Here is a 26960-nt window from a genome sequence, read left to right on the forward strand (position 1 = left end):
GCAACAGCTGATATACCATACGATACTTTTTATCCACGGCGCTGTTTGAGATATAGACCACCTATTGCGATATTAACGCCATCTAAGTCCAATAAAGGATTTACCACCAGCGGATAGTTTTTACCAATACGTAATTGCACTCGCTCGGTTAACACCGGATTAGCAAACTCATTGCCAGCAATCACTAATTGTTTTACACCAATATTTTGATCCAAATGCTCTATCCAATGGCTTAAATAGTCGGCAAATGAATCATGAAATGCGAATGCAAGTTTGGCTAAATTGGTTTCACCTGCAAGTTTAAAGCTCATTAAGGTCCCTAATGTTTTACACCAATTAAGACCTCGATGCGCCATACCTTTCGTGAGTGGGAAATCAATTCGCGGTGCGTTATTACCATGATGCGACATCGCCAATGCGATAAATTTATCGGCAAGTTCCGAAACCGTTACTCGTTGAGCGGTCTCTACGGGGTAGGCACCAATAATCAGGGTCGCAACGGCCATTAATTGTGCCAGGGCGCCGTCGTCTTCATGAAGGTGCATATCCAATAATTGATTATATTCAGCTGGAAATTGTTGTTTAAATTTATCCAAAATATTTTTTTGCGGTGACTGTGTCAAACTATGACAAATACCATAGCCTGATGAAGGCAATTTAGGCATCTCAAAAAACAACTCTGCTTCACTATTGCCATCAACAGTAACAATTTGGCAAGCATTTTTATGATTAAAATAAAATACCGCGGCATTTTTTACAAATTGGGGTTTACGGTGATGTTCAGTTGGGTCAGTCCTCAATAACGCAGCATTTAACGCACATAAGCTTGCCGATATATCATGGTTGGTATCATTTATAGGCTTAACCGGATTATTAGCTGCGTTGAGCGATGTTGGGTCTATTGGGTTAACTTGCCAGTTAATAGCCGTTTTGCTGCAATGAGCCGTAAATGAATAATCATCATCTTGATAATGACTGATGTCGTGTACACAAGTCTTGTTAGTGGGGGACGGGATCAACCCATTGTCTAGGGTGGTAATAGGCATCCAATGTTGATTAATACTTGCTAAGCGCAAAGGTCTATCGACTACATCGCTTTTGCTAGCCTTTGGCTTAATCTCAGTGGTGACATATACCCAATTAATCCCTTTTTGGCGGAGCACTTCAGCTAATATCACTAACAAACGATTTTGCGCGAATTGTATTTCATAAAGAGGTGACGTCAAACTAGGATGATCGCTACTCGGTCTCACTCTCATTAAGGGCTTCTCAATGCTAGATAAGGCCAATACTTGGCTATCATTAACGATAAAGTGGCTATTGAGTGAATTTGGATTACAAATCAAAATACGTGGGCGTTGATAATGACCCGCTTGATTTTGCTCCATCTCTGATGAAGCTGTAAGTTGATGATCTAATCCTTGGCTGGGAGGTATTAACCATAAGGTGGTATTGATTATAGGTAGCGCTAAGGATTTATCGATAAACAATCGGTCTGCCAACGCAATAATATCGTGGCGTGTTAACGATTTTAGTTCACGGCATAGTTTGCTATGTCCATTACAGTGCTCGCATTGTAGGTTGATATCGCCAAATAATGATTGTTGATTATCACCAAATATTGGTTGGCAATGTTGACAAAAATACAGTGGTAAACCCACATTATTATTTTTAAGATCTAACGGTTTTCGTTGTCCGCTATGTTGCTCAATACTTTGGATATGAGTATCAAGTAACCACACCGACAACAAAAAATCACTGGCAATATCATCAGCTAATTCTTCTAACTGGGCTTGTGTTGCAAAAGCTTCGATAAAATAACGGATCTGACTCGTTTGAGGGGACAACTCGGTACCAATGCTTATGTTGAGTTCAGTACGGTCAAGATATTGATTACACAAATACTCATACAATGGCACGGGACGTTGGCATATAAAATCAAATCGAATATTAAGCATCGACATAGCAGCCTCGCTTATAAGCGTCAGGTATTACCTGATCAATGGTTATATTACTCACAATCTGCTGATTAAATCCTAAACCAGTCAAATGTGATAACAGTGTGTGTTCCATCACAGGAATGGCGGCATGCAAATTTGGTGTGAGCCCTAAAATCATGGGTTCAAGAACCGTAGGAGTAACACCTAATACAAATGTGTGGGGTCTATCGCCGACAATATCCATCATGTTGAGCGTTTGCAGCATTTCTACTTCATGTGCACTGCCTTGCCAATCAATGTCAGCGGGGGCTTCATCAAAATCGAAAAAGTACACTTCGCCAGGTTCCGCATCAATACTATTGACTGTGTCGACCACAATTAACTTATCGTATTGGCTAATCATCGGAATAAGACCTTGGGCAAGGGTGCCACCATCGACAATATCTATCTCGTCTGTTTGATGGCTAAATTGGTATTTATCTTTGATATAATTGACAAAATGTACGCCGACTCCTTCATCGGCGTACAATACATTGCCTATACCTAGTAGCAATATTTTTTTCACTAGAATCCATTCATCCTATTTATGTACTTTGTGATAATCATAACCCGTCACAATGGTATCGACTGAATTATGTCTAAAGCGAATACCAGACCACACCGCCATATACATATGGATCAACAAAAAGATAATGAAGGCCCAAGTTAAATAATGGTGAATGATCCGCAGTGGTGCCAAGCCACCAAATAACCACGTAACCCATGCAGCACCATCACTGAGTAAGCCACCAACACCGAGGTGATAAACATTGGCATAAAGTGCTAAGCCGGTAATACAGGCGAGTAATGCAATTAATGAGATAGCCGCATATGTCATAAACTGTAATGGTCCGTAGGCGCCAGCTTTATCTAAATTACCCATCCAAAAATAAGATTTTACTTGGGCTATCCAGCTTCGCAGGTTCAATACGTCTCTAAATGAACGTCTTTCATTATTTCTATGACTAAAGAAAAACAAATAAGCACGCACTAAAGTGATGCTGGTGAGTACAAATCCACAAATAATATGTGCAAATCGGATCCAACCTTGAAGTAAAACATCGGTACTATCTGGCGCCACTAAAAATGGCCACGAAATATAAAAACCGGTGATCACCAAGATCACAATGGTCAAGGCTCGCGTCCAGTGAAATATTCGTATCGCTGGAGTAAATTCGAGCTCCCTAACGTGGGTTGCAATATGTTCCATACTTTTTCCCTCCTACTCCATTACCTTTGATTAAACCCCATTAGCATCAATTTTAAATTGACCTAAGGTGTGTTTTTTGTAATCCATCACATGAACTGAACATGCCATACAAGGATCAAAGGAATGAATAATACGAATAACTTCTAATGGCTTAGTTGGATCTTCCAGTTTTAAACCAATTAAGGATGCTTCATAAGGGCCCATTTTGCCGTTAACATCAACAGGACCCGCATTCCAAGTAGTAGGAACCACAGCTTGGTAGTTTTCAACTTTGGCATCTTTAATTCGGATCCAATGACTTAACATACCTCGAGGTGCTTCAATCATAGAATAACCTTCATAAACTCGACTCGAATCAATTTCAGGTTTTACATAGGTTGATTCATCAGACTGTATATTAACCAGTAAAGCTTCAAAGGTTTTTAAACAAGACTGACCCACTAATTTCACTTGTAACATCCGCGCAGCTGTACGACCTAAAGTGGTAAATAGGGCGTCAATCGGTAACCCTGTACGTGCCAAAAATCCATCTACCAAATTGACTACTGGTTGATTACCACGGGCATAGTTAACTAATAAACAAGCTAAAGGACCCACTTCTACTGGTTCATCTTGATAACGAGGCGACTTAACCCAGGAATATTTACCTGAGCCATTAACCGTTGGCAATTTGCCATAAACGGTATCGCGCTCAATAAACCCAGTGTATTCGGGAATGGTTGTTCCTTCATAAGGATGTTGTGGACCATCAGCTTTATACCAAGCGTGGGTTACATCTTCTTTAATTAAGCTCGGGTCAATATCCAACACATTGGCTAAATCACCGTTTAAAATGACACCTTGTTTAAATAAATACTCGCCATCGGCAGTAATAAAATCTTCACCACTCAAGAAATTATTCACATTAACACCGCCAAGCACACTGGCTTCAGCGCCGAAGGCTTCTGCTGCCATTACAATATCGGCTTGGTAAGCACGCTCGATAAAATCTTGCACGATAGCGTGTTTTTGTTGCCATTCTTGTAACCGAGCAGGGCTTAGCATGTCTCGTACTGAGGTGACGCCGCCCACAACAATTGACTGTGGATGAGGTGATTTACCACCAAAAATAGCCAACATTTCCGCTGCCACACGTTGTACTTCAAGGGCTTTTAAATAATGCGATAGCGCAATCAAGTTTTGCTCAGGGGTAAAGCGGTAAGTACCGTTGCCCCAATATGCATTAGCAAAGGGGCCAAGCTTTCCGGTTGCGACTAAGCCTTTAACGCGTTCTTGCACCGCTTTCAATTCACCTTCACCGGCAGCAATGGGTTTATCAGAATAATTCATTGCCACTTTAGCGGCCAAAGCGGGATCGGCACTTAATGCTGATACCACATCAACCCAATCTAAACCGTGTAAATGGTAAAATTGCACAATATGATCATGCATAAACAATGAAGCCTGCATAATAGTGCGCAAGTATTTTGCATTAAGTGGGATTTTGAGACCTAGGGCGTTTTCAACCGCCTCAGTACCACATCGATAATGGGAATAGGTACATACGCCACAAATACGCTGCACAATTAATCCCACATCCATAGGAGTCCGGCCTTTTAGAATAACCTCAATACCTCGCCATAAGGTAGATGATGACCATGCTTTCGTGATGACATTATTATCATCGACTTCAACTTCAACACGTAAATGGCCTTCGATGCGGGTGATAGGGTCGATAACGACACGTTTACTCATGATTATTCCTCCAAAGGCTTAGCAAATACGCTAATAACAGCATGGGCGCCAATACCGACTGCGGCCGCACCTAAAATGACCGCACCAATTGTGTCTGCGGTGGCATCAATACCATGTAACAGTTGACGTCCAAGAGGTTTCTCGAAATCTGCCATATCATCCCAAAAGTCCGGTTCAGAACAGCCCATACAGCCATGACCTGCCAATACAGGCCAACTTGTATGATGGTTAAATCGTTCTGTCGGGCAATTGTTATAAGTGTACGGGCCTTTACAACCTACTTTATAGAGGCAGTAACCTTCTTTAGCGCCTTCATCACCAAACTCTTCCACAAACTCACCAGCATCAAAGCGACCACGACGTTCACAGTTATCATGTACTCGTGCGCCATAAGCCCATTTAGGACGATTGAACATATCTAACGCCGGTAATTTACCAAACATGATGAAGTACATTAGTGTCCCAACAATGTTCTTTTCGCTTGGCGGACAACCACCCAAGTTAATCACGGGTTTGTCGACAACTTCATATACCCCTTTAGCGCCAGTAGGGTTAGGTGCTGCGGCCTGCACACCACCAAAAGCGGCACAGGTACCAACAGAAATAATTGCAGCGGCATTTTCGGCCGCTTCTTTTACAAGGTGTAACCCTGTTTTACCTTTACAACCTACAGTTAAAAAGGTGCCGTTATTAGCAGTAGGGATAGCACCTTCTACAGCCAATAAATAACGACCTTTATAGGTTTCTAATGCGTTCTCTAAATTTTCTTCTGCTTGCCAACCTGCAGCTGCCATTAAGGTTTCGTGATATTCAAGTGAGATATGATCAAAAATTAGGGTGTCTAGATTGGGGGTGTCGGTGCGAATTAACGACTCGGAACAGCCGGTGCATTCCGCCATATGTAACCAAATTAACGGGACTCGGTCCGCTAATTCAGCCGCTTCAGCGACCAAGTTACTAAAGGGAAGAGGCAAAGCAAACATTGCCGTGACCGATGCGGTCCATTTAATGAAGTCTCGACGAGATATCCCAATATCGGCCATTTTTTGTTGTAATGAGACGGGCTGACGTTGGGCAAATTGGCGTAAATAATCAAGACGGTCTTTACCCTGCTTATAGAGGGCTGCATGTGTGTCCATATTGATACCTTTTGCTTAAGCTAACAAAGTAGCTATTAATTAATTGCAATCATCGGTAACAATTCTAAAACTGGATTAAAAATCATCTTTTGATGTAAATCAACTTGTGAGAAATTGCCTTACCATAAGTAAGGTTAAAACACCTAATTTATGATGTTGATCAAGTTAACAAAAATGAACTAGGACAAAATGTCACAGATCACTATTTCATTGGAGATGTGACCTATACATTATTTATTGATTGTATTGATATATGACGATGCGGAAACGTGATGAATAGGAATCACACTATTTCGGGCGAAATATACCGCGCTTATATAAATTGACAGCCATCGCACTGTTAGACTCTATTAGTTAACAGTTAATAACCTTGTTTTCTGTTAACATTCCCCCTAGAGTGTCGGCTATAAATCACAGTGATTCACTATCATCAGTAAGAACATAAATAGGTTGCAGGTTTGGTAGATAAAATAGTATTAACGGTCGATTTCTTTCTTGAGCACAAACTCTTATTAACTATATTGATAGTCATATTTCTATCAATGATTAAGCGTTTTATTATTTCAACAATCCGTGGCGATGTGGCTTTTTTATCAGACATACAACGCAAATGGATGTCTCGTACCAAAAATGCCTCATTTATTGTAATACTGGTTATTTTATTCATGCTTTGGAAATCTGAAGTCAGTGAATTTGCCTTGTCAGTAACGGCTATCGCAATTGCCTTAGTAATTGCATCAAAAGAGATTATTCTTTGCTTTACCGGCTCAATACAGCGTGCTAGTTCACGTTCATTTGTGATAGGTGACTGGATTGAAGTGGGTAAAATATACGGTGAAGTGATTGAACATAATCTAATGGCCACAGTGATCCAAGAAATAGATCTCGATCATGGTCAATACCATTACACAGGCAAAACAGCCACCTTGCCAAACAGTATGTTTTTTACTTATGCGGTTAAAAATCTTAACTTCATGAAACGATATGTTTATCATAACGTTACCATTACCGTGGTGCAATTCGTCAATCTCTATCCGCTGTTTCCTTCACTGACCCGTCAAATAGAACAGCACTGTGAAGACTTTATTGAAGTGGCAAAACGCTACAATAACGTGATAGAAAAACATGCCGGGGTCGATTTACCCGGCAGCGAACCGCATATTCATATTACTAGCGGCATAAATGGTGAGCAGAATGTACATATAATGATTTTTTGCCCTACAGAGCGGGCTATTGAGTTAGAGCAGTTAATAAGAGAAGACTTTATGATTGCTTATCACGAAAACTTTAATTAACTTATTTAGGTTTCATCTCAACTCTTAATCTGAGTTGAGATGAAACGTTATTAGTTAATGATTAGGGGAGATCTTTACTGGTTATATTTTGTTCGAGACCAAAACAATTTAAACGAGGCGATTGTCGTCTAGCAATCTAAGCAAAATGTGCTTAACAAGAGACTATGGTGTCAATAGGTAATTTTAACCCAACCCTTCGCAGTAAAAACAACCTTGAAAGCTCAACAGATCCTGTAAGCAACCAATATGGTATATTTCCTATCACCACTACAATGTAATTTATTCGCAAACAAATTAGATTACCTAATCAGTATATTTTTTTTTGATGGTCAATATCTCTTGTTTTACAGCAAAAAAAGCATCTACTACGTCGGGATCAAAATGACTTCCACTGCCTTCTTTAATCATGGCAAACGTTTTTTCTTCTGAAAATGGTTTTTTATAAGGTCGCGTTGAACATAATGCATCGAATACATCTGCAATGGCGACTATACGAGCCACAATTGGAATATCGCTACCTTTGAGGCCTTCAGGATAACCACTACCATCCCATTTTTCATGATGCGAACGAGCAATGATTTCACCCATTTTGATAACTTCAGAATCTGATCCTTTCAGAATATCAGCACCGACTACAGTGTGCTGTTTCATGATTTCCCATTCAGCAGCATCTAACTTACCTGGTTTTAGTAGTATGTTGTCTGGTGTTGAAATTTTACCGAGGTCGTGCATTGAAGCCGAAAATAAAATATTTTCAACGGTATGTTCATCTAATCCCAAGCTACGCGCAACGGCTTCTGAATATAAGCTCATTCGTTGGATATGTGCACCAGTCTCTTCATCTTTATATTCAGATGCCATTGTCAGGCGACGAATAGTTTCTAGTGAAGCAGCCTTGAGATTTGCCAATGCTTTTTTAAGAGATTCTGTTCTTTCGGCGACATCAGCCTCAAGTTGTTTATTATAATTTGCTCTTAAATCGTTGTAGTCCTTAATTTTAAGCAGAGACTTCACTCTGGACAAAAGCTCATTTTTATCAACAGGTTTTGTAATAAAATCATTGCAACCAGCATCAATGCCTTTCACGCGTTCTTTTGTTTCCCAAAGCGCGGTAATCAACACTATAGGCAACAATTTTAAGTGTTCATCCTGCCTTACTCTGCGAGTGACTTCGAAACCATTCATGCCAGGCATCATAATATCAAGTAAAATGAGGTCGATAGGTTGGTTGGCTAAAGTATCTAACGCTTCTTGACCATCAGTAGCAGTGACTATTTTATAACCTTTAGGTTCTAGGTAAGCTTGCATAAGTTCAATATTCTGAGGGTTGTCATCAACAACCAGAATAACTGGATTATCTTGCATGAATTTTTCCTTATGCGTTTAAGTTCAAACCTAATAAATTATTATTTAATATATTGGCTGACTTGTTTAGCAAATGTGCGTGTATTTATAGGTTTAGAAATAAACGCACTGTTGTCGATGCACAATAGTTGGTCTACATCTTCTTTCAGAACCGATGCAGTGACAAAAACAATAGGAATAGTGGCTGTCTCTATATCCTCTCTCAAAATTATAGCGAGTTCTCTTCCGGACATATCAGGAAGTTGTACATCCAATATAATAATTTTAGGTTTCACTTTTTTAACCAGAATTAAAGCATCAGTTGCATTAACTGCTGTGAATACTTCAAAGTCTGCCATAAGTAAAAGATCTTCTTCTAGAAGCAAGTTATTTACATTATCATCTACTAGAACTATTTTCGTTTTCATCGCACATTACCACTAGCTTATTGATGATAGGCAAAGTGATTGTTACCGATGTGCCTTTATCAACACCTTCAGATTCAATCTTAAACTCACCGCCATGTAACTTAACGAGACTTTTCGCAATAGGCAGTCCGAGCCCTGTGCCTTCCGTTAGCCGGGAGTATGGTGTTTCTATTCGAAAAAAACCTTCGAATAATTTATCCATATTTTCAGCCGCTATACCAATACCGGTATCCCAAATAACTATTTCTATTTCTTTCTCTGAGTGTTTTGTTTTAACACCAATTTTTCCACCTTCGGGTGTAAATTTAACGACATTTGAAAGCAAGTTATACAAAACCTGTTTTATCTTCAAAGAATCGGCAGAAATATTTGGTAGGTCTTCATTTATTTCAAGGTGCATATGCAGATCTTTTTTCTTGATGACATCCTCTATTAGTCCTGTAATCTCATACAATACCTCACGTATGGGAAGATCGCATAATGTCAGCGTCATTTTTCCTGCTTCAATTTTAGCCATATCAAGAATTTCGTTAATCAGCAGAAGTAAATGATTGCCACTGACGAGTATATTTTTGACATATTGTTTTTGCTTTTCATTCAATGAGCCGAATGTTTCGTCATAAAGAACTTCGGAAAAACCGTTAATAGAATTAAGCGGGGTTCTGAGTTCATGTGACATATTAGCTAAAAATTCAGATTTCACTTTAGCGGCGCTTTCTAAGTCGCTAGTCAGTACTTCTAAAGCATTGTTGGCTTTTATTAATCCTTCTTGAATGGCACTTCGCTCAGTAATATCCTCTATCGACAGTAAAATTATTCGAGCTTTAGACTGTGACTGTTTAATTTGCCTTGCATTTAATAACATGGTTCTCCAGCCGATAGTCTTAAAGTTATGCTCGACTCGATAATCATCAAAACTGGTTTTCTGCGGTAAGATTGTTTCTAATAATTCCCGTAATTTGGGAATATTCCACTGGTTATTACCGAGATCGTAAATTAGTTTACCCACAGTGTCTTTATGATTTGCTTTAAAAAAGTCATAGAAAGAGCGGCTTGCCGTCACCACCCTTAAATCATGATCCAAAACAATTAAAGGTTCTCGTACTGTGTTAACTATGCTCTCTGAGTATTCTAGTAATTCCTGTCTGGTACTAATTTTATCCATTTAAATCCTTTGTGCCGTTAAGGTCGGTACCGATTGATTAAACTTGTGATATATAAAGAATGACTGATAGTAGTCATAAGTGAAGTAAGGCAAATGCCAATTCGATTTACAACAATTGTTTGAGGCACAGTTGTAACATCTTAGTCAACAAAATGAAGCCTGTTTTCATCTTGTAGCTATATTCTTCAGTATGCTTATTAGCCTTTTGATCGATAAGTTTGAGCCTAGCCTAGCGTGCAGAAACGTCATTTATGTGCTTTAAAGCACATCACCAAACTTACAAACTTTACTCATATATTGATGATTGCCAATACTGAACATTTACAGACAAGCACAGACTACATTAAGCAATTGAAAATTATCGATTTAAAATGATAACGTTATTGAATGAAGAGGGCGTCAAGCAAGATGCTCTCAAAGTTACTTTCTTATGGACTAACAGCTTAAACTATTCATCATCCAGCTTCATTGCTTCTTTTATCTCATCACTGCCAAACCCTTTTCGAGACAAATACGCATAGGCTTTCGACTTATCTTTATAGTCGGCTAAGTTATAGCGTTTTTTGGCCAGCTCCGTTTTACAACTTTGATAAAAATCGATTTCCTCAGTAAGCGTTAATTGGTACAGCGTTTCTTCAAAGTCTGTCACATCAATCAATCGTTGTTTAAGCTCCTGCAAGATGAGTGTTTTGCCTTTGCCTTTATTAAAAAGTTTAATTATTTCTGTTGTTAAGTCCAATTTATCGGCTTTTACAGCTAACTTACTGCGCAGGGTTTCACGTTGCGGGTGTTGTGCTAATGCGTGATCAATTTCTGCACGAGAAAACCCTTTTGTAGTCATCTGGGTATAAACTTTTTCTTTATTGGTACCATAAAAGTTAACAAATCTGTTTAGTAGCCTAGACGAAGCCATTTCAAAACTATCCACATTTTGCTCGTCCATCACTTGCTCTATTGCACTATCTATCTCAGTAGCGGATATGCCACGCAGTTGTAACTTACGTCTTATCGCACTGCTGCCTATTTGATTATTGAAAGCCAACTCGCAATAACGAACAGCAAAGTCATAGTCATTCTTTAAATAGCCACCTTCTATAAGTCTGGCTAATACAGTATCAATCCATTGTTGGTTTTCTGTTTTACGTTCAAGCTTGGTACGGATTTCATTAATAGTGAAATCTTGCTGACCAAGGTGCCAATAGGCACTATTAAAAACGTTATCGATGGTTTTAGCTTGACGTAATGGTGGACGCTGCATAGAAAATTTATCTTAAATTAAAAAAATAATCACAATATTGTAGCAGTTTAAGGCGTTATTTATTAAGTGCTATTGTTTTAGTCTGCAAACGAGTTTTAGTCTGCAAACGAAATGATCCGCGAGGCAAGGGGATCACACTACGTCATATCCTTATCATTAAATATCGTCCTGCTGTTTAGGGATATTATCGACCACAAAAGGACGTTTTTTTACCATAAACCACAACACACTGACTATCGCGCCGACACTAAACTGAATAATCCCCAAATTATGGATTAAATCATTAGGGCGCAATGACACCAACGTCATACCAATAGCCCCAGCCATCATCGAGCAAAATTGAATAACAGCCACTGCAGAACCAGTATCGCTGGATTGTTGATCTAACATTAAATTGATACCAGGAACACGAGTGATGAGCATCATGAGTGTCGCGGGGGCAACTAGGCAAGCAAAAAGCCATGGGGAGAGGTGGCCAATGGTGTAAGTTAGTACACCTAAAACCATCATAATAATAAAAGAAGTCGTAATGATTTTATGCACTGCAATGGAACGTGAAAATTTCATATAGATACTTGGCCCAAACGAGGCTACAAGTGCATTAAAGGCAAAAGCATAACTAAACATTTGTTCCGATAAGCCAAAACCGTCAATGTAGATATAAGATCCTGCGGCTAAAAATGCCATTAATGTCATAGGAGGAATGGTAAATATCACTAATAGAACAATAAATCTCGGATTTTTAGTCACAACCGCAATTCTTCCCCATGATCGTAACACCGATCCGGTATATCGCTGCTGCAATGTTTCACGATAAAACAAAGTCAATAAAGTCGAGATAGCACCAAAAATAGCTAGGGCATAAAACATCATATGCCACGAGCCGATTTTTAATAAAAATGCCCCCAGAACCGGTGCAACCATAGGTGCAATAATCACTAACGACATAATTGTCGCCATAATCTTTTCGCGCTCGCGACCAGTATATAAATCTTTGACGATAGCGGTGGCAACCACCGTGACCGCACTGCCACCAAAGGCTTGTACTAGCCTAGCGCCAATCAACATCTCAATATTGTTTGCCATTGCACATAACAAACTGGCCATCACATAAATCACCAAACCGAGCAACATAATGGGTTTACGGCCAAACTTTTCACTTAATGGCCCCCAAAACAATAACCCCAGCGCATACATGACAAAGTAAACACTGAGGGTCAAGTTAACCATAGTTTGCGTGGTATTAAGCATCTCTACCATCGTTGGTAAGGCCGGTAAATACAGGTCCGTTGTTAACGGCGGAAATGCGCTGACAATCACTAAAAAGAACAGCGTGCCAGATGAGCCTAAAAAGGATTGTTTAACGTTCAATCTTACACTCCAATTGATTGCAATTTATTTAATACCAAAATTTATGTTGAACATTTATTTTGCTTCATAACAGGTTAAGGAAGGGTTAAAGCGTCGGAGATACTTGGCAAGCAATCATTAACTTTTATAGATTAAAACATATTGTTACATACGTGCTTACATTAAATTACATTGTGATTACATAGTTTTACAGCACCCCATGTAATATACGTCTTTACATTAAATTACATTGTGATGACATAGTTTTACTGCACCCCATGTAAAATGATTCAGTAGCTAGTGTGTTAAATACTTAAAAATTGAAGCATCACTTTGGGCGTTAACCTTTTCTACCTTTAAATAGCAAGATAACTTATTGTCATTTAACCATGTTGTACAACATGATTAATTAACATACTCACTTTTATTGTTGTATCTGTGGATGTGATTAAAACATGAAAAAAACCAGTATAAAAAAACTGACTCTCCTGATCGTTGTCATAATACTCATTATCGCAGGCGGCGCATATTTTGTTTTTGACAGCGATAGCTCTGCGCCTAATTATGCGACAGAGTCGGTCCAACGTGGCAATATTGAAAACAGTGTGTTGGCTAACGGCATGCTTCAAGCGTCTAAATTGGTGAGTGTAGGCGCACAGGCTTCTGGCCAAATTATCAATTTACCTGTCGCACTAGGTCAGCAGGTAAAACAAGGTGAGTTAATTGCTCAAATTGACAGTTTAACTCAGCAAAATACCTTGAAAGAAGCCATTGCCTCACTGACAAGTAATGAAGCTCAATACCGAGCAAAGCAAGCGCAGATAAACCAAGCTCAACAAGAATTTAATCGCCAAAAAGCGATGTTAGCCAACAATGCGAGCTCAAAAGCAGATTATGAGTCAGCACAAGCTACGCTATTGGTATATCAAGCTGAACTCGATCAGCTAAAGGCTCAACAAGAACAGGTCAAACTTAGTGTAGAAAGCGCACAACTAAACCTTGGCTATACCACAATTAAAGCCCCAATGGACGGCATGGTGGTCTATACCGCTGTCACAGTGGGGCAAACTGTTAACTCATCTCAATCAACTCCAACCATCGTTGAGCTAGCTGACTTAAGTAAAATGACGATTAAAGCACAAATTTCTGAAGCCGATGTTATTAAAGTTAAGCCCGGGCAAGCGGTCTACTTTACCATTTTGGGTCAGCCACAAAAACGCTTCAACGCGACCTTACGCGCCATTGAACCAGGGCCGACTATTATGGATGGCGACGATAGCAACATGACCTCAAGTGATACAGATGCTATTTATTATAATGGGCTGTTTGATGTAGAAAACCCTGACGGTATTTTGCGTATTGGTATGACCGCGCAAGTCTCTATTATTCTTGAGCAGGCCGAAGATGTGATTTTAGTGCCATCGCAAATACTGCAATCTAATCATGGGAAAAGATCTGGCTTTAGGGTACCGGTTTTAGTTAATGATGAAATTGAATATCGTAATGTCACTGTTGGGATCAACAATATAGTGAATACTGAAATTACGAAAGGGCTTGAAGAAGGCGATCAAATCGTACTCGGGGCAGGAGGTTCAACCGATACTTTTAGTACCCGTAGAGGCAATCGCCGTCCACCGATGGGATTTTAAGTTATGAATGAATCTTCTTTACTTAATATCTCAGGTGTTTACCGCTCTTTTAGTGCGGGCGAGCAACAACTCACCGTACTCAATGACATTAATCTCGACATTAAACGAGGCGAAATGGTGGCCATCGTAGGTGCCTCTGGTTCGGGAAAATCCACCTTAATGAATATTTTAGGCTGTTTAGATAAACCGTCTAAAGGTCAATATTTCATTAATGGCCAAGATACTTCCACCATGGATGCAGACCAATTAGCGCAATTACGCCGCGAACATTTTGGTTTTATCTTTCAGCGTTATCATTTATTGGGCGATCTTGATGCCGTCGGTAACGTTGAAATCCCCGCAATTTATGCCGGTAAAGATAAAAAAAAGCGCACCGAACGTGCCCAAGGTTTATTGTCTCGTTTAGGCCTTGCTGATCGACTTGACCATAAACCCGGCCAACTCAGTGGCGGGCAGCAACAACGTGTCAGTGTGGCGCGAGCACTGATGAATGGTGGCGACGTTATCTTAGCCGACGAACCAACGGGGGCACTTGATAGCCATAGCGGTAAAGAGATGATGGACTTGCTACAAGAGCTTCATCAAGATGGTCACACTATTATCTTAGTGACCCACGACATGGACGTTGCCAATTTTGCTGACCGAATAATTGAACTTAAAGATGGTGTTATTATTCGTGATGTTGAAAATAAACAGTCAACACCACATAAAGCGTTGCCAGAGGTAAGCACGCCCATTACCTCATGGTTAAACTTGGACCGTTACATCGAAGCCTTTAAAATGGCATTAATCGCCATGTTATCGCATCGATTACGTACTTTTTTAACCATGCTTGGCATTATTATTGGTATTGCATCTGTGGTTTCTGTGGTGGCACTTGGAGCAGGTTCGCAACAATCCGTGCTTGAAAACATCAGCGCGATGGGAACTAACACTATCGATGTTCGATCTGGTAGCGGTTTTGGCGACAGACGTGCAGCCAAAATCAGAACCTTAACGGCTCAAGACAGTGAATCACTTAAAGTATTGCCCTATGTTGACAGTGTCACACCCTCAATTAGTAGCTCGGGTACTATTCGTTATGGCAATCAAGCCGTTTCAGCGAGTTTCAGTGGTGTGGGGGTTGACTACTTTAGAGTACGTGGATATTCATTAGCGGACGGCCAATTTTGGAATGACACCAGCGAAACTGAGATGGCACAGCAAGCTGTGATTGACGACAACACACGTAAGTCGTTGTTTTCTGATAGTTCAGCCATCGGTGAAGTGATTTTTCTCAATGACTTACCGGTTCGTATTATTGGTGTAACTAAAGCCCAAGAAAGTGCGTTTGGTATCAGTGACTCACTCAATGTTTGGGTACCTTATACAACGGTATCTGCTCGTATGGTCGGTCAACAATATCTTGACAGTATTACTGTGAGGATCAATGAATCAGCGCCAAGCAGTGCTGCAGAGCAAGGCATAATTGCACTATTAAAAATGCGCCATGGAACCGAAGACTTTTACACCATTAATACGGATACAATTCGAGAAAGCATCGAAAAAACCTCGCAAACTATGACACTACTGATTTCAGCAATTGCAGTGATTTCGCTTATTGTAGGTGGTATTGGAGTGATGAACATTATGTTGGTGTCTGTTACCGAACGTACTCGAGAAATCGGTGTGCGTATGGCCGTGGGAGCAAGGCAAAGCGATATATTACTTCAATTTTTAATTGAGGCTGTTTTGGTGTGTTTGTGTGGTGGTGCTGTTGGGATCGGGCTTGCCTACTTAATTGGCCAAATATTTGCCATTACCGGGGGAAGTTTTCAAATGATTTACTCTACAGCATCGATTGTCGCTGCGTTTGCCTGTTCAACCTTAATTGGTATTTTGTTTGGCTTTTTACCGGCCCGCAATGCCGCACAACTCGACCCTGTAGATGCTTTAGCGAGAGAATAATAATGATAAACCAAAGTTTTACACTCAAACTGACTAGCATTGCATTGTGCCTATCGCTCACCAGCGCCTGCAGTAGCCTGACTCACACTGATTTTACACAACCCGACGTGACGATACCTGATAGTTGGCAAAGTGTTAGCGTTAATCAACAAGTCAAACTCGATCCTTGGTGGCAACGTTTTAATAATCCAGAACTCAATCAACTCATAGAGCAAGTGCTATTAACCAATAATGATTTAGCGCTCGCAACGTTAACCTTACGTCGCGCAAGGCTGCAGGCTGGCTTAACCGATACACAAAGCTACCCACAAATTAATGCTAACGTGAATGGTGCTAAAACAAAGCCTCTAGAGGGTGGCGCTAGCACAAGCGAATATGGCACTAAATTATCGCTCAGTTACGAACTGGATTTATGGGGCCGAGTTTCTGCCGATATGGATGCAGCTAAATGGACTAGTTTAGCCAGTGAACAAGACAGAGAAAGCACTGCACAAAGTTTAGTGTCCACCACGGCAATATTGTATTGGCAAATTGGATACCTTAAACAAAGTCTTACCCTTAGCCAAAATAGTATTGATTATGCACAACAAACCTATGATCTTGCTGAACAACAATACCGTTCAGGTGCTGTGTCACAACTGAATGTATTTGAAGCAAAACGCAGCTTAGCAGGACAACAGGCGAGCCATAGTGACCTTGAGCAGCAACTTGTTGAAGCACAAAATGCGCTAGCTATTTTGTTTAATCAGCCACCCGCTAAAATGGCCATAAACATTAATCAGCTGCCAGACACTGTATTACCTAGTATTGCAGAAGGGATCCCTGCAGATGTGTTAATTCGCAGGCCTGATGTGAAATCGGCACTGTATGAACTTAAATCAGCTTATTCAGCAAAAGATGCCACGTTTGCTGGGTATTTACCTACGTTGTCACTTTCTGGCTCGTTAGGGACATCATCAACCGAGCTGAAAGAATTATTACAAAATCCGATTGGTACGCTGGGAGCCAATTTACTATTGCCATTTGTACAATGGAACGAAATGCAACTGTATAAAGAGCTTGCCACCGTTGATGTGCAATCAGCTGTTGTGACATATAGGCAAACGTTATACAACGCCTTTAAAGAAGTCGATAACGCGATTTCTGCACGGCAACATTACCAATATCAAGCATTAAAACTCTCTGAACAATATCAAGCGGCAACGTCTGCGGAGCGCATATACGCCAGCCAGTATCGTAATGGTGCAGTAAGTATTCAAGATTGGTTAGACGCTAAAGAAACTCAACGCAGTGCTGAAGTGTTATTGCTGGCGAATCGTTATAACCTATTTAGTGCACAAGCTACGTTGTATCAAGCTCTTGGCGGCAGCGATATTGCAGCGCCACTTGTAACGGAATAATAAAATACAGTTAAATTTATAGAGACTGTAACAACAAAAGCTCGCATGCACAGCGGGCTTTTTGTTTAAATGAGGAGGGGTAACTGGTTATCACTATTAGCTACAAATATGGCTGACTAGGGTTAACTGTGACTTTAAGCATTCACCAATTGTTACCTTAAATTGAGCTTAATTAAAGCTGTCTTCTTAGTTCGAGTGCCGAAATAACGAATCAGTCTCTCGTAGATAATAAATACAGATGCAATACGATATCCCAGATTAACCCCATTTGATTATGACTTTCCTACAATCTATTACTTGTCTAGAAGGCATAAATTTCCGGTGCATGACCAGATATTTAATAGGATTAGCATTAGTTACCACTTCTTTGATAACGAAGATAATGCTACCTGTGCTGTTTCAAAATCTAATATTTCGACTGCATTACAAAGCACTGTTAAGTCATGTTCAAGGTGTGCATGTCCTAGTAACTTATTTTGTAGCGACAGAGTAATATGAAGCGCCTTGAGATTCTGGTCTTGTAGATGTTGCATCAGCTCCGTTAGCATCAACGTGAGTTCTGGGACTGAATAATCAACAGCGGATGGTGTTTCTGTTGATTGGTTAACTTCATCTGTTGTTAATAGTGCGTCGATACTCGATATTTCAGCTTGTGCGACCAAACGTAATTGCTGACCCAATTCTGAATTTAATGTATCAACCTCATTAGCCGCTTCCAGTCCCGCTAACTTACTCTCCAAGTCACATAGGTATTGGTAAAGTGATGATAAGCCAGTCGTTCCAGAGCTCCCTTTAAGGGTATGAACCAAGCGTAATAGCTCCTTGATGTTTTTTTGCGAAATCATCAACTCTATATTTTGCAGTTGTGGCTCTAGATTTTTTTTAAAAACCTTTATTAAACGGCGATAAAATATGTCATTACCACCAAAAGGTTCCAGTAAAGAGGCTAAAGTCATATTTTCTAAATCTGAGCTAATATGATTAGCAACCATTTTATTCGCTTTCATATCAAGGGTTCTCGGTAGATGATGCCGTTGTTTATCTACTACAAAAAAGAATAATAGCAGTGACTATATAGGATGATATTGGATGAACTATAACGATATATTGACGAGATTTATGACCAGTCAATGATATTATTCAACAACTTAGTTTGCTACATCAAAATTAATAATACAATATAAGTCACAAATGTAATCAAATTTGTTCGCAAAACCGTGTTTATTGGAGTTGAAATGGCGTTAGATAAAATTTTACACGTAGAAGATGATGAGTCGATTCGCGTTATTGTAGAAATGGCGCTTGTTGATATATCAGGATTTACATTAGTGGCTTGCGAAGGTGGAAATGAGGCTATTAGCCAAATAGACGATTTTACACCGGACTTAATATTATTAGATGCCATGATGCCTGGTATGGATGGACTCCAAACGTTAGTAGAAATTCGTAAAAAACCCAATTGCCAAAACATTCCGGTGGTTTTTATGACAGCTCGTATTCAGCAGTCTGAAAAAAAGGAATATTTAGATGCCGGCGCAATAGCGGTTATTGAAAAACCATTTGATGCGATGAGTCTTGGCGATAAGCTCGAGTCTATTTATCAAGCTTACCTAACATCTGCAGACATCAATAATCCGGAGTAACCGATGCTAACGCCTGTATTACCTCATTCCGAGCAAGAAAGACTTATCTCACTACAAAATACGGGACTGTTAGATACGGATCCAGAGCCGCGCTTTGATCGCTTAACCCATTTAGCTCAACTTTGTATCGGCACCGATATTGTGGTTATTTCATTGATCGATACTAATCGTCAATGGTTTAAGTCTGCACAAGGTCTTGATGTGTGTGAGACAAGCAGAGATATTTCAATTTGTGGTCATACTATTTTAGGCCAGGGAATTCTTGAAGTGCCTGATACACTTCTAGACAGTCGGTTTGCCGATAACCCGTTAGTCGTAAACGCACCTTTTATTCGATTTTATGCCGGAGTTCCTTTAGTCAATAATGGTGAGAACATTGGCACACTGTGCTTTATTGATAGTCAACCTCGCCAGCTTTCTGACAAAGAACGACAGATCATTAGCGAATTTGGCAAGAGTATTGAACAAGAAATTCAAGACCGATTACAAGAACAGGCTCACGAGCAATTAGTGGCAAGCGACAAAATGTACAGATCAGTGCTTGAAGGCACTAGGATCGGCACTTGGCAATGGAATATTCAAACAGGTGAATCTAATTGCAATGAACGTTGGGCTGAAATTATCGGTTATACACTTGATGAGCTAGAACCCATAACTGTAGAAACCTGGTTAGCCATGATACATCCCGATGACTTGGCCAGTTCAGATACCGCCTTAGATGAACACCTCAATGGCTTAACGCCGTTTTATGACGTTAAAAGCCGAATAAAGCATAAAGATGGTCATTATGTGTGGGTACATGATAGAGGCAAAGTGGTTTCATATTCTGCCGATGGCAAACCACTGATGATGTATGGAACACAGGCCGAAATCACCAAGGAAATTAATAGCGAGCTAGCATTACTGCAAAGTCGTGATCAGTTTAAGACTTTGGTTGCCAATATACCGGGAATGACTTACCGATGTCAGCATGATGAATATTGGACCATGCTGTATATGAGTGAACATATTTATGATCTTTCGGGCTATCCTGCTAGCGATTTCATTAATAATGACCAGCGCTATTACGTGAGTATTGTTCATCCTGACGACCGGGCAGAGTTATTTGAAATTATCGAAACAGCAGTGCAAAGCCACACTAGTTGGGTATTAAACTTTCGTATATTGCATAAAAATGGGTCCGTTGTTTGGGTAGAAGAGCGCGGCGCTGCTGAATATGACAGTACTGGTGCCGTTCAATACCTTGACGGCTTTATTATGGATGTGAGCAAAGAAAAAAAGCTGCAAGATCAACTGTACAAACTCACACAGCAATTGCCAGGTGTGGTTTACCAATATCAAACATGGCCAGACGGACGTAGCGCATTTCCTTACGCCAGTGATGCTATAGAAGGTATTTATGGTGTCAAACCCGAAGAGGTTCTTACCGACGCTACTAATGCGTTTGCCAGAATTAACCCTGAGGATTTAGCGGCTGTAGCGCAGAGTATTGAAGAGTCGGCCAAACACCAAACGCTGTGGAAACAAGAATACCGTGTTTGCCGAGATGACAATACACTGACGTGGATGTCGGGTAGTGCGACACCAGAAAGGATGCCTGATGGCAGTACCTTATGGCATGGCTATATTCAAGATATTACCCAAACCAAACAACATTACCTCAAACTTGAAGAACTCAATTACCAGCTCAATGTCGCTAAGCAAAGTCTAGATTTAGCCAGTGAGCAAGCTCAAATTGGTTATTGGCAAGCATCATTGAAACTGGGCACTTTATGGTGGTCACCCATTATTTATCAAATATTTGGATTAGATGAGCAAGACATCGTTCCGAGTATCACCTTGTTTAAAAGTGCTGTGCATCCTGACGATATCGACAAAGTGGCTAAAAGCGAACAAGAGGCTCGTTTAACCGGTATCCATAATGTGGTGCATCGCATTATTAGACCAAACGGCGAAGTTCGCTGGGTGCACGAACTAGGTCAGTTAGTTGCCGAAGATAAAAACCCAGATTTAATACTGATAGGCTCAGTGCAAGACATTACAGATCGAATGAAATTACAACAAGTCAAAGATGAATTTATCTCGACGGTAAGTCATGAGCTTCGTACCCCCTTAACCTCAATTTATGGTGCATTAAATTTATTGCAGTCTGGCAAGTTAGTCACGTTACCGGCCAAAGCTGACAAACTAATTGATATTGCGAGCAGCAACTGTAAACAGCTTAGCCGTTTAATCAATGACTTATTAGATATCGAAAAACTCGCTGCAGGAAAGATGTTGTTTGAAATGAAACACTTACCTATTGAACCTCTATTACAACGAGCAATTAATGATCATCAACCCTACGCAGACCTGCATAATATTTCGTTAACACTTCACCTAGACAAGCAAATCGATGAAAGCTTGCTTTATATTGACGAGCATCGTCTATTACAAATCTTGACCAATTTTCTCTCTAACGCGGTTAAGTTTTCACCTAAAGCGGGTAACGTAACCCTGTCTGCCACCCAAATTTATGATGAGATTGAGATAGCTGTGCAAGATCAAGGCTCTGGGATCCCAGAAGATTTTAAAGGCAAGATTTTCGAACGATTTTCCCAAGCCGATGCCAGTAGCTCTAAAGCCAAAGGTGGTACGGGTTTAGGTTTGGCGCTTTGTAAAGAGCTGGTTGAAGCAATGAATGGCAGTATTGGCTATCGATCTGAAACAGGCTCTGGTTCGCGGTTTTATATTCGATTACCGATATCAACAGAAGTGTAAAGGTTATCCGTCGGTTTAATCGCTAAGACAAGTGACAGCCGACAAAAAGTGGTTAACAAAACGAGTGAATACCAAGGTACTCACTCGTTTTTTATTATGCCAATTAGCATAATTTGGTGATAAATACGCTAAAGATATCGTTATTGAGGTGATTTAGCCGTTGCCGCCATGCTTAACTTACTGAGCACACCAGAAATTTTACTAATCACTTTATCGCAGCCTGCAATATTATGGCGTTGTTTAATGTATTCAGGATTATTGTAAGACAGCCAAACCTTGTTGTCTGCATCCTCACTAATTAATACCTTCTGGGGTAAGTCAATTGCAACCATCTGGTTACACAACATTAATTGGGTACCAATTTTAGGATTACCAAAAATGATCACTTCAGTTGGCCTCAGCGTTAAATCAACACCCGCGGCATTTTTTTGATGATCAATCCTAGCAAAAACGGTAAATCCTTTGTCTTTTATAATCGACTCAAATCTGTCAGCGGTTTCTTTGGCGGAGTAATGACTTTCAAGCGAGATAAGGCTTTCTACGGCATAAGCTTGGGTAGACGCTATCAAGACGACAAACGCTAAGGAAATATTTTTAATCATTATGGTTACCTATTTATCTGTTTGATTAAGGATGGCACTTTTACTAAGCCTGACTTGCTAAAACACCTACTATAAGCACGGATAATAGACATTTATTGTAAACACTAATAACTATACACCATGACTTGTTATCATGTTGACCGATAGCAACTTAGCTAACCAGTAACAGGTGTGCAGTGAAATGTTGATAAGTTTTAATCGTTATTTTTTAGAATTAAATACGCGTTTTTATCAATGCTTAGCGCTTAGCGCTTAGCGCTTAGCGTAAACTATCATTGTGGCGCTAATTTCACGGCAGTTCCAAAAGCCATTATTTCGGATGACCCATCCATAATGGCACTTGTTGTAAAGCGGATCCCCACAATCGCATCGGCCCCTTTTTGTACCGCACTGGCAACTAAACGCTTAATGGCGACATCTCTGGCGTCACTTAGCATTTCGGTGTAACCGCGGATCTCGCCACCCACAATGCTTTTTAAGCCAGCCATGATATCTCGGCCAATATGTTTAGATTGAACAACATTACCTGTTACAACGCCAACTATCTCAATAATGTTTCTACCTGGTATGGTTTCTGTTGTGGTATAAATCATAACTTTCTCCGTTAAACAAGGGCACTCAGTCATCCTACTGCTATCTGGCCTAAATAGGAATTCAATAGATATTACTTATATTTGTACTTACATTAGTGCTTAAGTAAATACTGTGTTTTCACTCTACCAGGGCCTCATACTTATATCGACAAACGTTGGCTGGTGGTCCTAACCTGCAATGCAATAAAAGTGCTTATAAGGATGGATTACTATGTACGCAACTTACATCTTTTATGCATAATTAATCAAAAGTATGAATAAAGATTACAAATATTCCGAGGGTAATACTTTTATTTTTGCATAAGAGTGAATACTTATTTTTTATTCAAATAACCATTTAAATTAGGTTAGTCACTTAGTGGCTATAACTTAGCACCAATAATTTTGTGCAGTAACTTCGCCTGAGTTTTGTAATGTTTGTGTCATTTCAGTGTGCTTAATGCGTTAGTTTACTTTTGTCATGGTGTCAAAAAGATCGTTAAATCTATAGCTTTCTAGCTTACCGTGAGCTTGCTTTAGCAAAAATGCCTAAGCATTTCATTTAATGCTTAGTGCAGCCATAATTAATGCTTGCATACCTAGGTGCCAATAGAGGCTATTTGACACATTGCCAGTATAAATAAGTATCTATATTAATATATGCAATAAGCAAAGTGGAATTTAAAAAACACTGTGCTTATAAAATAAAACTAAAATAGATAAGCATAAATGTAATACATGGCTTTAAAGAAACTAAATTTTACAACATGCTCAATGATCAATAATGGTTTAAATCTTAATCATATAAAAACATGTGGGTAATTATATTTTCATTTCTAAAGGTAAGGGGCGGTATTTATTAAACAAATCTCTACGTTGCATAAGTTGTACTCACTTCTGTAGCAGACACTACTTGCTATCGATGAGTGGTTTAGTAACAAAAAAACAACACTAATCTGATTATGCATGTTAACAAAACAGCGTTCTTTTAAATTGATAATATAGAAAATGCTAATTTAGCTATTGAATTTTATAGTGTCCTATTATGAAATATGAGAAAGAATCCTGTGGTAGCAAGGCTTTAAGCTATGCCTCGATTGTTTGAACACTCATTCTAAATAGGAAGTTAGATATATATCACTTAATGAGTATTAATCTTGATTATTTTGGAGCAATTGGTCAAGAATTACGTTAATGTGACGTTACATTCTAGCTTGGAGTTCACTATAAATAATAAAATTTTTGATTGTAAATTGTTTCATTTAAAAATGTAACGCGACTTAAATTATATATTTAATAAGGTAAGTGCTTATGTAAACGTGGTCGTTAAAGACTGTGAAAATTAATGCGCTATTATTTATAGTCATTGTTTTTTTCAGGTAAATACTCAGAATAAATTATTAAAATAAATATACACCTTTAAAAATAATCTTAGATATTAAAACTCTTAACATTTGACAGTCTTTTTTAGACCGCTTAATGCTGAGTAAAATTTATCAAAGGATCACTTTTAGGATGAATAAGATGAAAAATATGAATAATAAATTTAAACCTATATTGTTAACAGCTACAATATGCCTAATATTATCAGCATGTGGTTCTGATAATAACGATACAGAGACCGTCGTTGTTGAACCTACAATACCGACTACCACACCTACAACTCCTGTAGAAAATCAAAGCCCCCAAGCATTCCCTGATCTAGCAAAAGTGACTCAAGGTGAAACAATTACCATTGATGCACTTGATAACGATACTGATCCTGAAAACGATTCATTAACAATCACTGCTGCAGAAGGTCTTATTATTAGCGGTGACATTATCAGCTATACAGCCCCGATTGATGAAGTAGGGGAGAAAATATTTAACTACACTATTAGTGATGGTTCATTGGAAGCAACATCAACAATAACAATTACCATTCTAGCTAAAGCAGATGAAAATGCTGTAATTAGTCGTGGCGAATACGCTGGTGCAGAAACCTGTGCAACGTGTCATCAAGATAAATATAGCCAATGGGAAGGGTCGCGCCATGGCTCAATGCTAAGAAAGCTATACATGGATGGCAACACAATTACTGCACCATGGGGAACAGCAACAGAACCCTATACATTTAAAGACAGTGGTAACCATCAGTACACTTCATATATGAAAGATGATAAGTACTGGGTAACCCTTCATGATGCGCTTGATAGTGCAAACGATCTAGACTTCCAAATTGATGTTGTTGGTTACAGAACCACGCAGATGTTTTTAAGCTGGGACGAAGCTAATCAAAACTATATCACTATGCCATTTATTTATTGGGACTGGGTTGGAAGTAATCCTAATCAACCTTCACCAGCAAGTCAGTGGACACCTTTAACCAGTGGTATTTTCTTCTTCAATTCAGATGGTAGCTTGTTTAGCGGCGAAAAACTTGAATTAAGTAAACGTGCATTTGGTTATACCAACTTATGTATAGAGTGTCACTCAACTGGATTTGAAGTTAAAAGTTGGGAAATTAAAGATACTGCATTAGGTAATCGTGCTATCCCAATTGATAACAATGGCAAAACCGTCGAAATGGGTATTGCTTGTGAAAAATGTCATGGTCCTGGTGCCGAGCATGCTCGAACTATGAGCCCTGATGACATTATTCAACCGACTAAAGATTTAACCGGTGAACAAGCTGGAGACCAATGTAATATTTGTCATTTGCCTCCACAATCAATTAATAGCCCAGCGGCTAAACAAAAAGGTTATGGTTATAAATTCAACGAAGCCAACCCACTTGGACATGGTATGTTTGCAAACGTGGGCGACAACTTAGCTGAATTCCAAGAACCTACAGCAACTTATACCAACTTTTGGCCTGGTACAGAAATCAGACGTAGTGTTAGAACACAAAGTTTAGATCTCGACGAGTCAAAGCATGGTGAATTTGGATTGACTTGTATTACATGTCATGACCCTCATTCACAAGAAATTAAGTTTGGTGGACAAGATGATTCAGATTTATTATGTATTAGCTGTCACGCTGAAAAAGACAGTGATGATCATAAACTGACTTCACATAACTTAGCTGATGTGAAATGTTCAGACTGTCATATGCCATGGAACAAACATGCTGGTGGACGTGGTCATCGTTATGATGGAATGTCACACACTTGGGATTTATTAACGCCTACTGACTCATTAAAAGGATTTGACGAACTACGTCCTTATACTGAAGCGGGTGCAGATCCTGAAGCACAATTAACGAAAGATTGGGCAAGCATTCAAGCCATTAAAGGCTTATGCTACGACAATTATAACTACCCAATTAATGTGATTGGCTGTGTTAAATTCGATATTATGCCTAATGCATGTTCAAGTTGTCATACTGACGAATTCCCAACTCCTGGTGTATTCACAGATGAAGAACGTAACAAATTAGTTGAAGGTGAAAAACGTTTAGAAGCCTTTAAACTACTAAGTGATATTAACGATTAAGTTCAATTGTT

General features: G+C 39.4%; 20 protein-coding genes. 7 read left to right on the forward strand and 13 right to left on the reverse strand.

Annotation, left to right across the window (positions count from 1 at the left end):
* Window positions 1-29: 29 nt before the first annotated feature.
* From ABIS04_RS09060 to hyaA, 5 genes are read right to left on the reverse strand one after another with little or no spacing between them, the layout of a single operon-like run.
* Window positions 30-1964 (reverse strand): NiFe hydrogenase, encoded by a 1935-nt coding sequence (locus tag ABIS04_RS09060; RefSeq protein ID WP_350433246.1) that lies wholly within the window; start codon window positions 1962-1964, stop codon window positions 30-32.
* Complete coding sequence (locus tag ABIS04_RS09065; RefSeq protein WP_350433247.1) at window positions 1951-2505, reverse strand: HyaD/HybD family hydrogenase maturation endopeptidase; 555 nt, start codon at window positions 2503-2505, stop codon at window positions 1951-1953. Before ABIS04_RS09065 ends, ABIS04_RS09060 begins: the two co-directional genes overlap by 14 nt.
* A 15-nt stretch (window positions 2506-2520) precedes the next feature.
* Window positions 2521-3189: a Ni/Fe-hydrogenase, b-type cytochrome subunit gene (gene cybH, locus ABIS04_RS09070; protein ID WP_350433248.1), complete on the reverse strand. Its 669-nt coding sequence runs from the start codon at window positions 3187-3189 to the stop codon at window positions 2521-2523.
* 30 nt (window positions 3190-3219) lie between these two features.
* On the reverse strand, window positions 3220-4923 hold the full coding sequence (gene hyaB / locus ABIS04_RS09075) for a nickel-dependent hydrogenase large subunit (protein ID WP_350433249.1): 1704 nt from the start codon (window positions 4921-4923) through the stop codon (window positions 3220-3222).
* 2 nt (window positions 4924-4925) lie between these two features.
* On the reverse strand, window positions 4926-6062 hold the full coding sequence (gene hyaA, locus ABIS04_RS09080) for a nickel-dependent hydrogenase small subunit (RefSeq protein WP_350433250.1): 1137 nt from the start codon (window positions 6060-6062) through the stop codon (window positions 4926-4928).
* A 458-nt stretch (window positions 6063-6520) separates the two neighbouring features.
* Between hyaA and ABIS04_RS09085 the strand changes: the two genes are divergently transcribed.
* Window positions 6521-7357, forward strand: coding sequence for a mechanosensitive ion channel family protein (locus tag ABIS04_RS09085; RefSeq protein WP_350433251.1), 837 nt, complete (start codon window positions 6521-6523; stop codon window positions 7355-7357).
* Window positions 7358-7660: 303 nt separating this feature from the next.
* On the opposite strand, the gene ABIS04_RS09090 is transcribed toward ABIS04_RS09085, so the two are convergent.
* The 5 genes from ABIS04_RS09090 to ABIS04_RS09110 all read right to left on the reverse strand — a co-directional run bounded on the left by ABIS04_RS09090 (window position 7661) and on the right by ABIS04_RS09110 (window position 12923).
* Window positions 7661-8722, reverse strand: a complete 1062-nt coding sequence (locus ABIS04_RS09090; RefSeq protein WP_350433252.1) for a two-component system response regulator — start codon at window positions 8720-8722, stop codon at window positions 7661-7663.
* Window positions 8723-8763: 41 nt separating this feature from the next.
* Entirely contained in the window at window positions 8764-9129 is a 366-nt protein-coding gene (locus ABIS04_RS09095; protein WP_137227220.1) for a response regulator, read from the reverse strand.
* Window positions 9101-10294, reverse strand: a complete 1194-nt coding sequence (locus ABIS04_RS09100) for a PAS domain-containing sensor histidine kinase (RefSeq protein WP_350433253.1) — start codon at window positions 10292-10294, stop codon at window positions 9101-9103. Before ABIS04_RS09100 ends, ABIS04_RS09095 begins: the two co-directional genes overlap by 29 nt.
* A gap of 448 nt (window positions 10295-10742) precedes the next feature.
* Window positions 10743-11552, reverse strand: a complete 810-nt coding sequence (locus ABIS04_RS09105; RefSeq protein ID WP_350433254.1) for a RecX family transcriptional regulator — start codon at window positions 11550-11552, stop codon at window positions 10743-10745.
* A 156-nt stretch (window positions 11553-11708) separates the two neighbouring features.
* Window positions 11709-12923 (reverse strand): multidrug effflux MFS transporter, encoded by a 1215-nt coding sequence (locus ABIS04_RS09110; RefSeq protein ID WP_350433255.1) that lies wholly within the window; start codon window positions 12921-12923, stop codon window positions 11709-11711.
* A gap of 434 nt (window positions 12924-13357) precedes the next feature.
* On the opposite strand from ABIS04_RS09110, the gene ABIS04_RS09115 reads away from it, so the two are divergent.
* The 3 genes from ABIS04_RS09115 to ABIS04_RS09125 are packed head-to-tail and all read left to right on the forward strand — an operon-like array spanning window position 13358 to window position 17898.
* Window positions 13358-14551 carry an efflux RND transporter periplasmic adaptor subunit gene (locus ABIS04_RS09115; protein ID WP_350433256.1) on the forward strand — a complete coding sequence of 398 codons (1194 nt, stop codon included), beginning with the start codon at window positions 13358-13360 and terminating at the stop codon, window positions 14549-14551.
* A gap of 3 nt (window positions 14552-14554) precedes the next feature.
* Window positions 14555-16498, forward strand: a complete 1944-nt coding sequence (locus ABIS04_RS09120; protein ID WP_350433257.1) for a MacB family efflux pump subunit — start codon at window positions 14555-14557, stop codon at window positions 16496-16498.
* Between the two features lie 2 nt (window positions 16499-16500).
* Window positions 16501-17898, forward strand: a complete 1398-nt coding sequence (locus ABIS04_RS09125) for an efflux transporter outer membrane subunit (RefSeq protein ID WP_350433258.1) — start codon at window positions 16501-16503, stop codon at window positions 17896-17898.
* 356 nt (window positions 17899-18254) lie between these two features.
* Here ABIS04_RS09125 and ABIS04_RS09130 read toward each other — a convergent pair whose 3' ends face one another.
* Window positions 18255-18905, reverse strand: coding sequence for an Hpt domain-containing protein (locus tag ABIS04_RS09130; protein WP_350433259.1), 651 nt, complete (start codon window positions 18903-18905; stop codon window positions 18255-18257).
* A 228-nt stretch (window positions 18906-19133) separates the two neighbouring features.
* Between ABIS04_RS09130 and ABIS04_RS09135 the strand changes: the two genes are divergently transcribed.
* Window positions 19134-19541: a response regulator gene (locus tag ABIS04_RS09135; protein ID WP_350433260.1), complete on the forward strand. Its 408-nt coding sequence runs from the start codon at window positions 19134-19136 to the stop codon at window positions 19539-19541.
* A gap of 3 nt (window positions 19542-19544) precedes the next feature.
* A complete protein-coding gene (locus tag ABIS04_RS09140; protein ID WP_350433261.1) occupies window positions 19545-22301 on the forward strand; it encodes a PAS domain-containing protein in 2757 nt (918 codons plus the stop codon).
* Between the two features lie 140 nt (window positions 22302-22441).
* On the opposite strand, the gene ABIS04_RS09145 is transcribed toward ABIS04_RS09140, so the two are convergent.
* Window positions 22442-22903: a DUF302 domain-containing protein gene (locus ABIS04_RS09145; protein ID WP_350433262.1), complete on the reverse strand. Its 462-nt coding sequence runs from the start codon at window positions 22901-22903 to the stop codon at window positions 22442-22444.
* Between the two features lie 272 nt (window positions 22904-23175).
* Complete coding sequence (locus ABIS04_RS09150; protein ID WP_350433263.1) at window positions 23176-23496, reverse strand: heavy metal-binding domain-containing protein; 321 nt, start codon at window positions 23494-23496, stop codon at window positions 23176-23178.
* Between the two features lie 1503 nt (window positions 23497-24999).
* On the opposite strand from ABIS04_RS09150, the gene ABIS04_RS09155 reads away from it, so the two are divergent.
* Window positions 25000-26949: an Ig-like domain-containing protein gene (locus tag ABIS04_RS09155; protein WP_350433264.1), complete on the forward strand. Its 1950-nt coding sequence runs from the start codon at window positions 25000-25002 to the stop codon at window positions 26947-26949.
* The last annotated feature ends 11 nt before the right edge of the window (window positions 26950-26960 follow it).

Source organism: Shewanella sp. H8, assembly GCF_040285065.1.
GTDB classification, from domain to species: domain Bacteria; phylum Pseudomonadota; class Gammaproteobacteria; order Enterobacterales; family Shewanellaceae; genus Shewanella; species Shewanella polaris.

Excerpts from the sequence above, each read along its gene's own strand:
- ABIS04_RS09060 (WP_350433246.1), bottom strand. The coding sequence starts at position 1,964 with ATGTCGATGCTTAATATTCGATTTGATTTTATATGCCAACGTCCCGTG.
- cybH (WP_350433248.1), bottom strand. The coding sequence starts at position 3,189 with ATGGAACATATTGCAACCCACGTTAGGGAGCTCGAATTTACTCCAGCG.
- hyaB (WP_350433249.1), bottom strand. The coding sequence starts at position 4,923 with ATGAGTAAACGTGTCGTTATCGACCCTATCACCCGCATCGAAGGCCAT.
- hyaA (WP_350433250.1), bottom strand. The coding sequence starts at position 6,062 with ATGGACACACATGCAGCCCTCTATAAGCAGGGTAAAGACCGTCTTGAT.
- ABIS04_RS09090 (WP_350433252.1), bottom strand. The coding sequence starts at position 8,722 with ATGCAAGATAATCCAGTTATTCTGGTTGTTGATGACAACCCTCAGAAT.
- ABIS04_RS09095 (WP_137227220.1), bottom strand. The coding sequence starts at position 9,129 with ATGAAAACGAAAATAGTTCTAGTAGATGATAATGTAAATAACTTGCTT.
- ABIS04_RS09100 (WP_350433253.1), bottom strand. The coding sequence starts at position 10,294 with ATGGATAAAATTAGTACCAGACAGGAATTACTAGAATACTCAGAGAGC.
- ABIS04_RS09105 (WP_350433254.1), bottom strand. The coding sequence starts at position 11,552 with ATGCAGCGTCCACCATTACGTCAAGCTAAAACCATCGATAACGTTTTT.
- ABIS04_RS09115 (WP_350433256.1), top strand. The coding sequence starts at position 13,358 with ATGAAAAAAACCAGTATAAAAAAACTGACTCTCCTGATCGTTGTCATA.
- ABIS04_RS09120 (WP_350433257.1), top strand. The coding sequence starts at position 14,555 with ATGAATGAATCTTCTTTACTTAATATCTCAGGTGTTTACCGCTCTTTT.
- ABIS04_RS09125 (WP_350433258.1), top strand. The coding sequence starts at position 16,501 with ATGATAAACCAAAGTTTTACACTCAAACTGACTAGCATTGCATTGTGC.
- ABIS04_RS09130 (WP_350433259.1), bottom strand. The coding sequence starts at position 18,905 with ATGAAAGCGAATAAAATGGTTGCTAATCATATTAGCTCAGATTTAGAA.
- ABIS04_RS09135 (WP_350433260.1), top strand. The coding sequence starts at position 19,134 with ATGGCGTTAGATAAAATTTTACACGTAGAAGATGATGAGTCGATTCGC.
- ABIS04_RS09140 (WP_350433261.1), top strand. The coding sequence starts at position 19,545 with ATGCTAACGCCTGTATTACCTCATTCCGAGCAAGAAAGACTTATCTCA.
- ABIS04_RS09145 (WP_350433262.1), bottom strand. The coding sequence starts at position 22,903 with ATGATTAAAAATATTTCCTTAGCGTTTGTCGTCTTGATAGCGTCTACC.
- ABIS04_RS09150 (WP_350433263.1), bottom strand. The coding sequence starts at position 23,496 with ATGATTTATACCACAACAGAAACCATACCAGGTAGAAACATTATTGAG.
- ABIS04_RS09155 (WP_350433264.1), top strand. The coding sequence starts at position 25,000 with ATGAAAAATATGAATAATAAATTTAAACCTATATTGTTAACAGCTACA.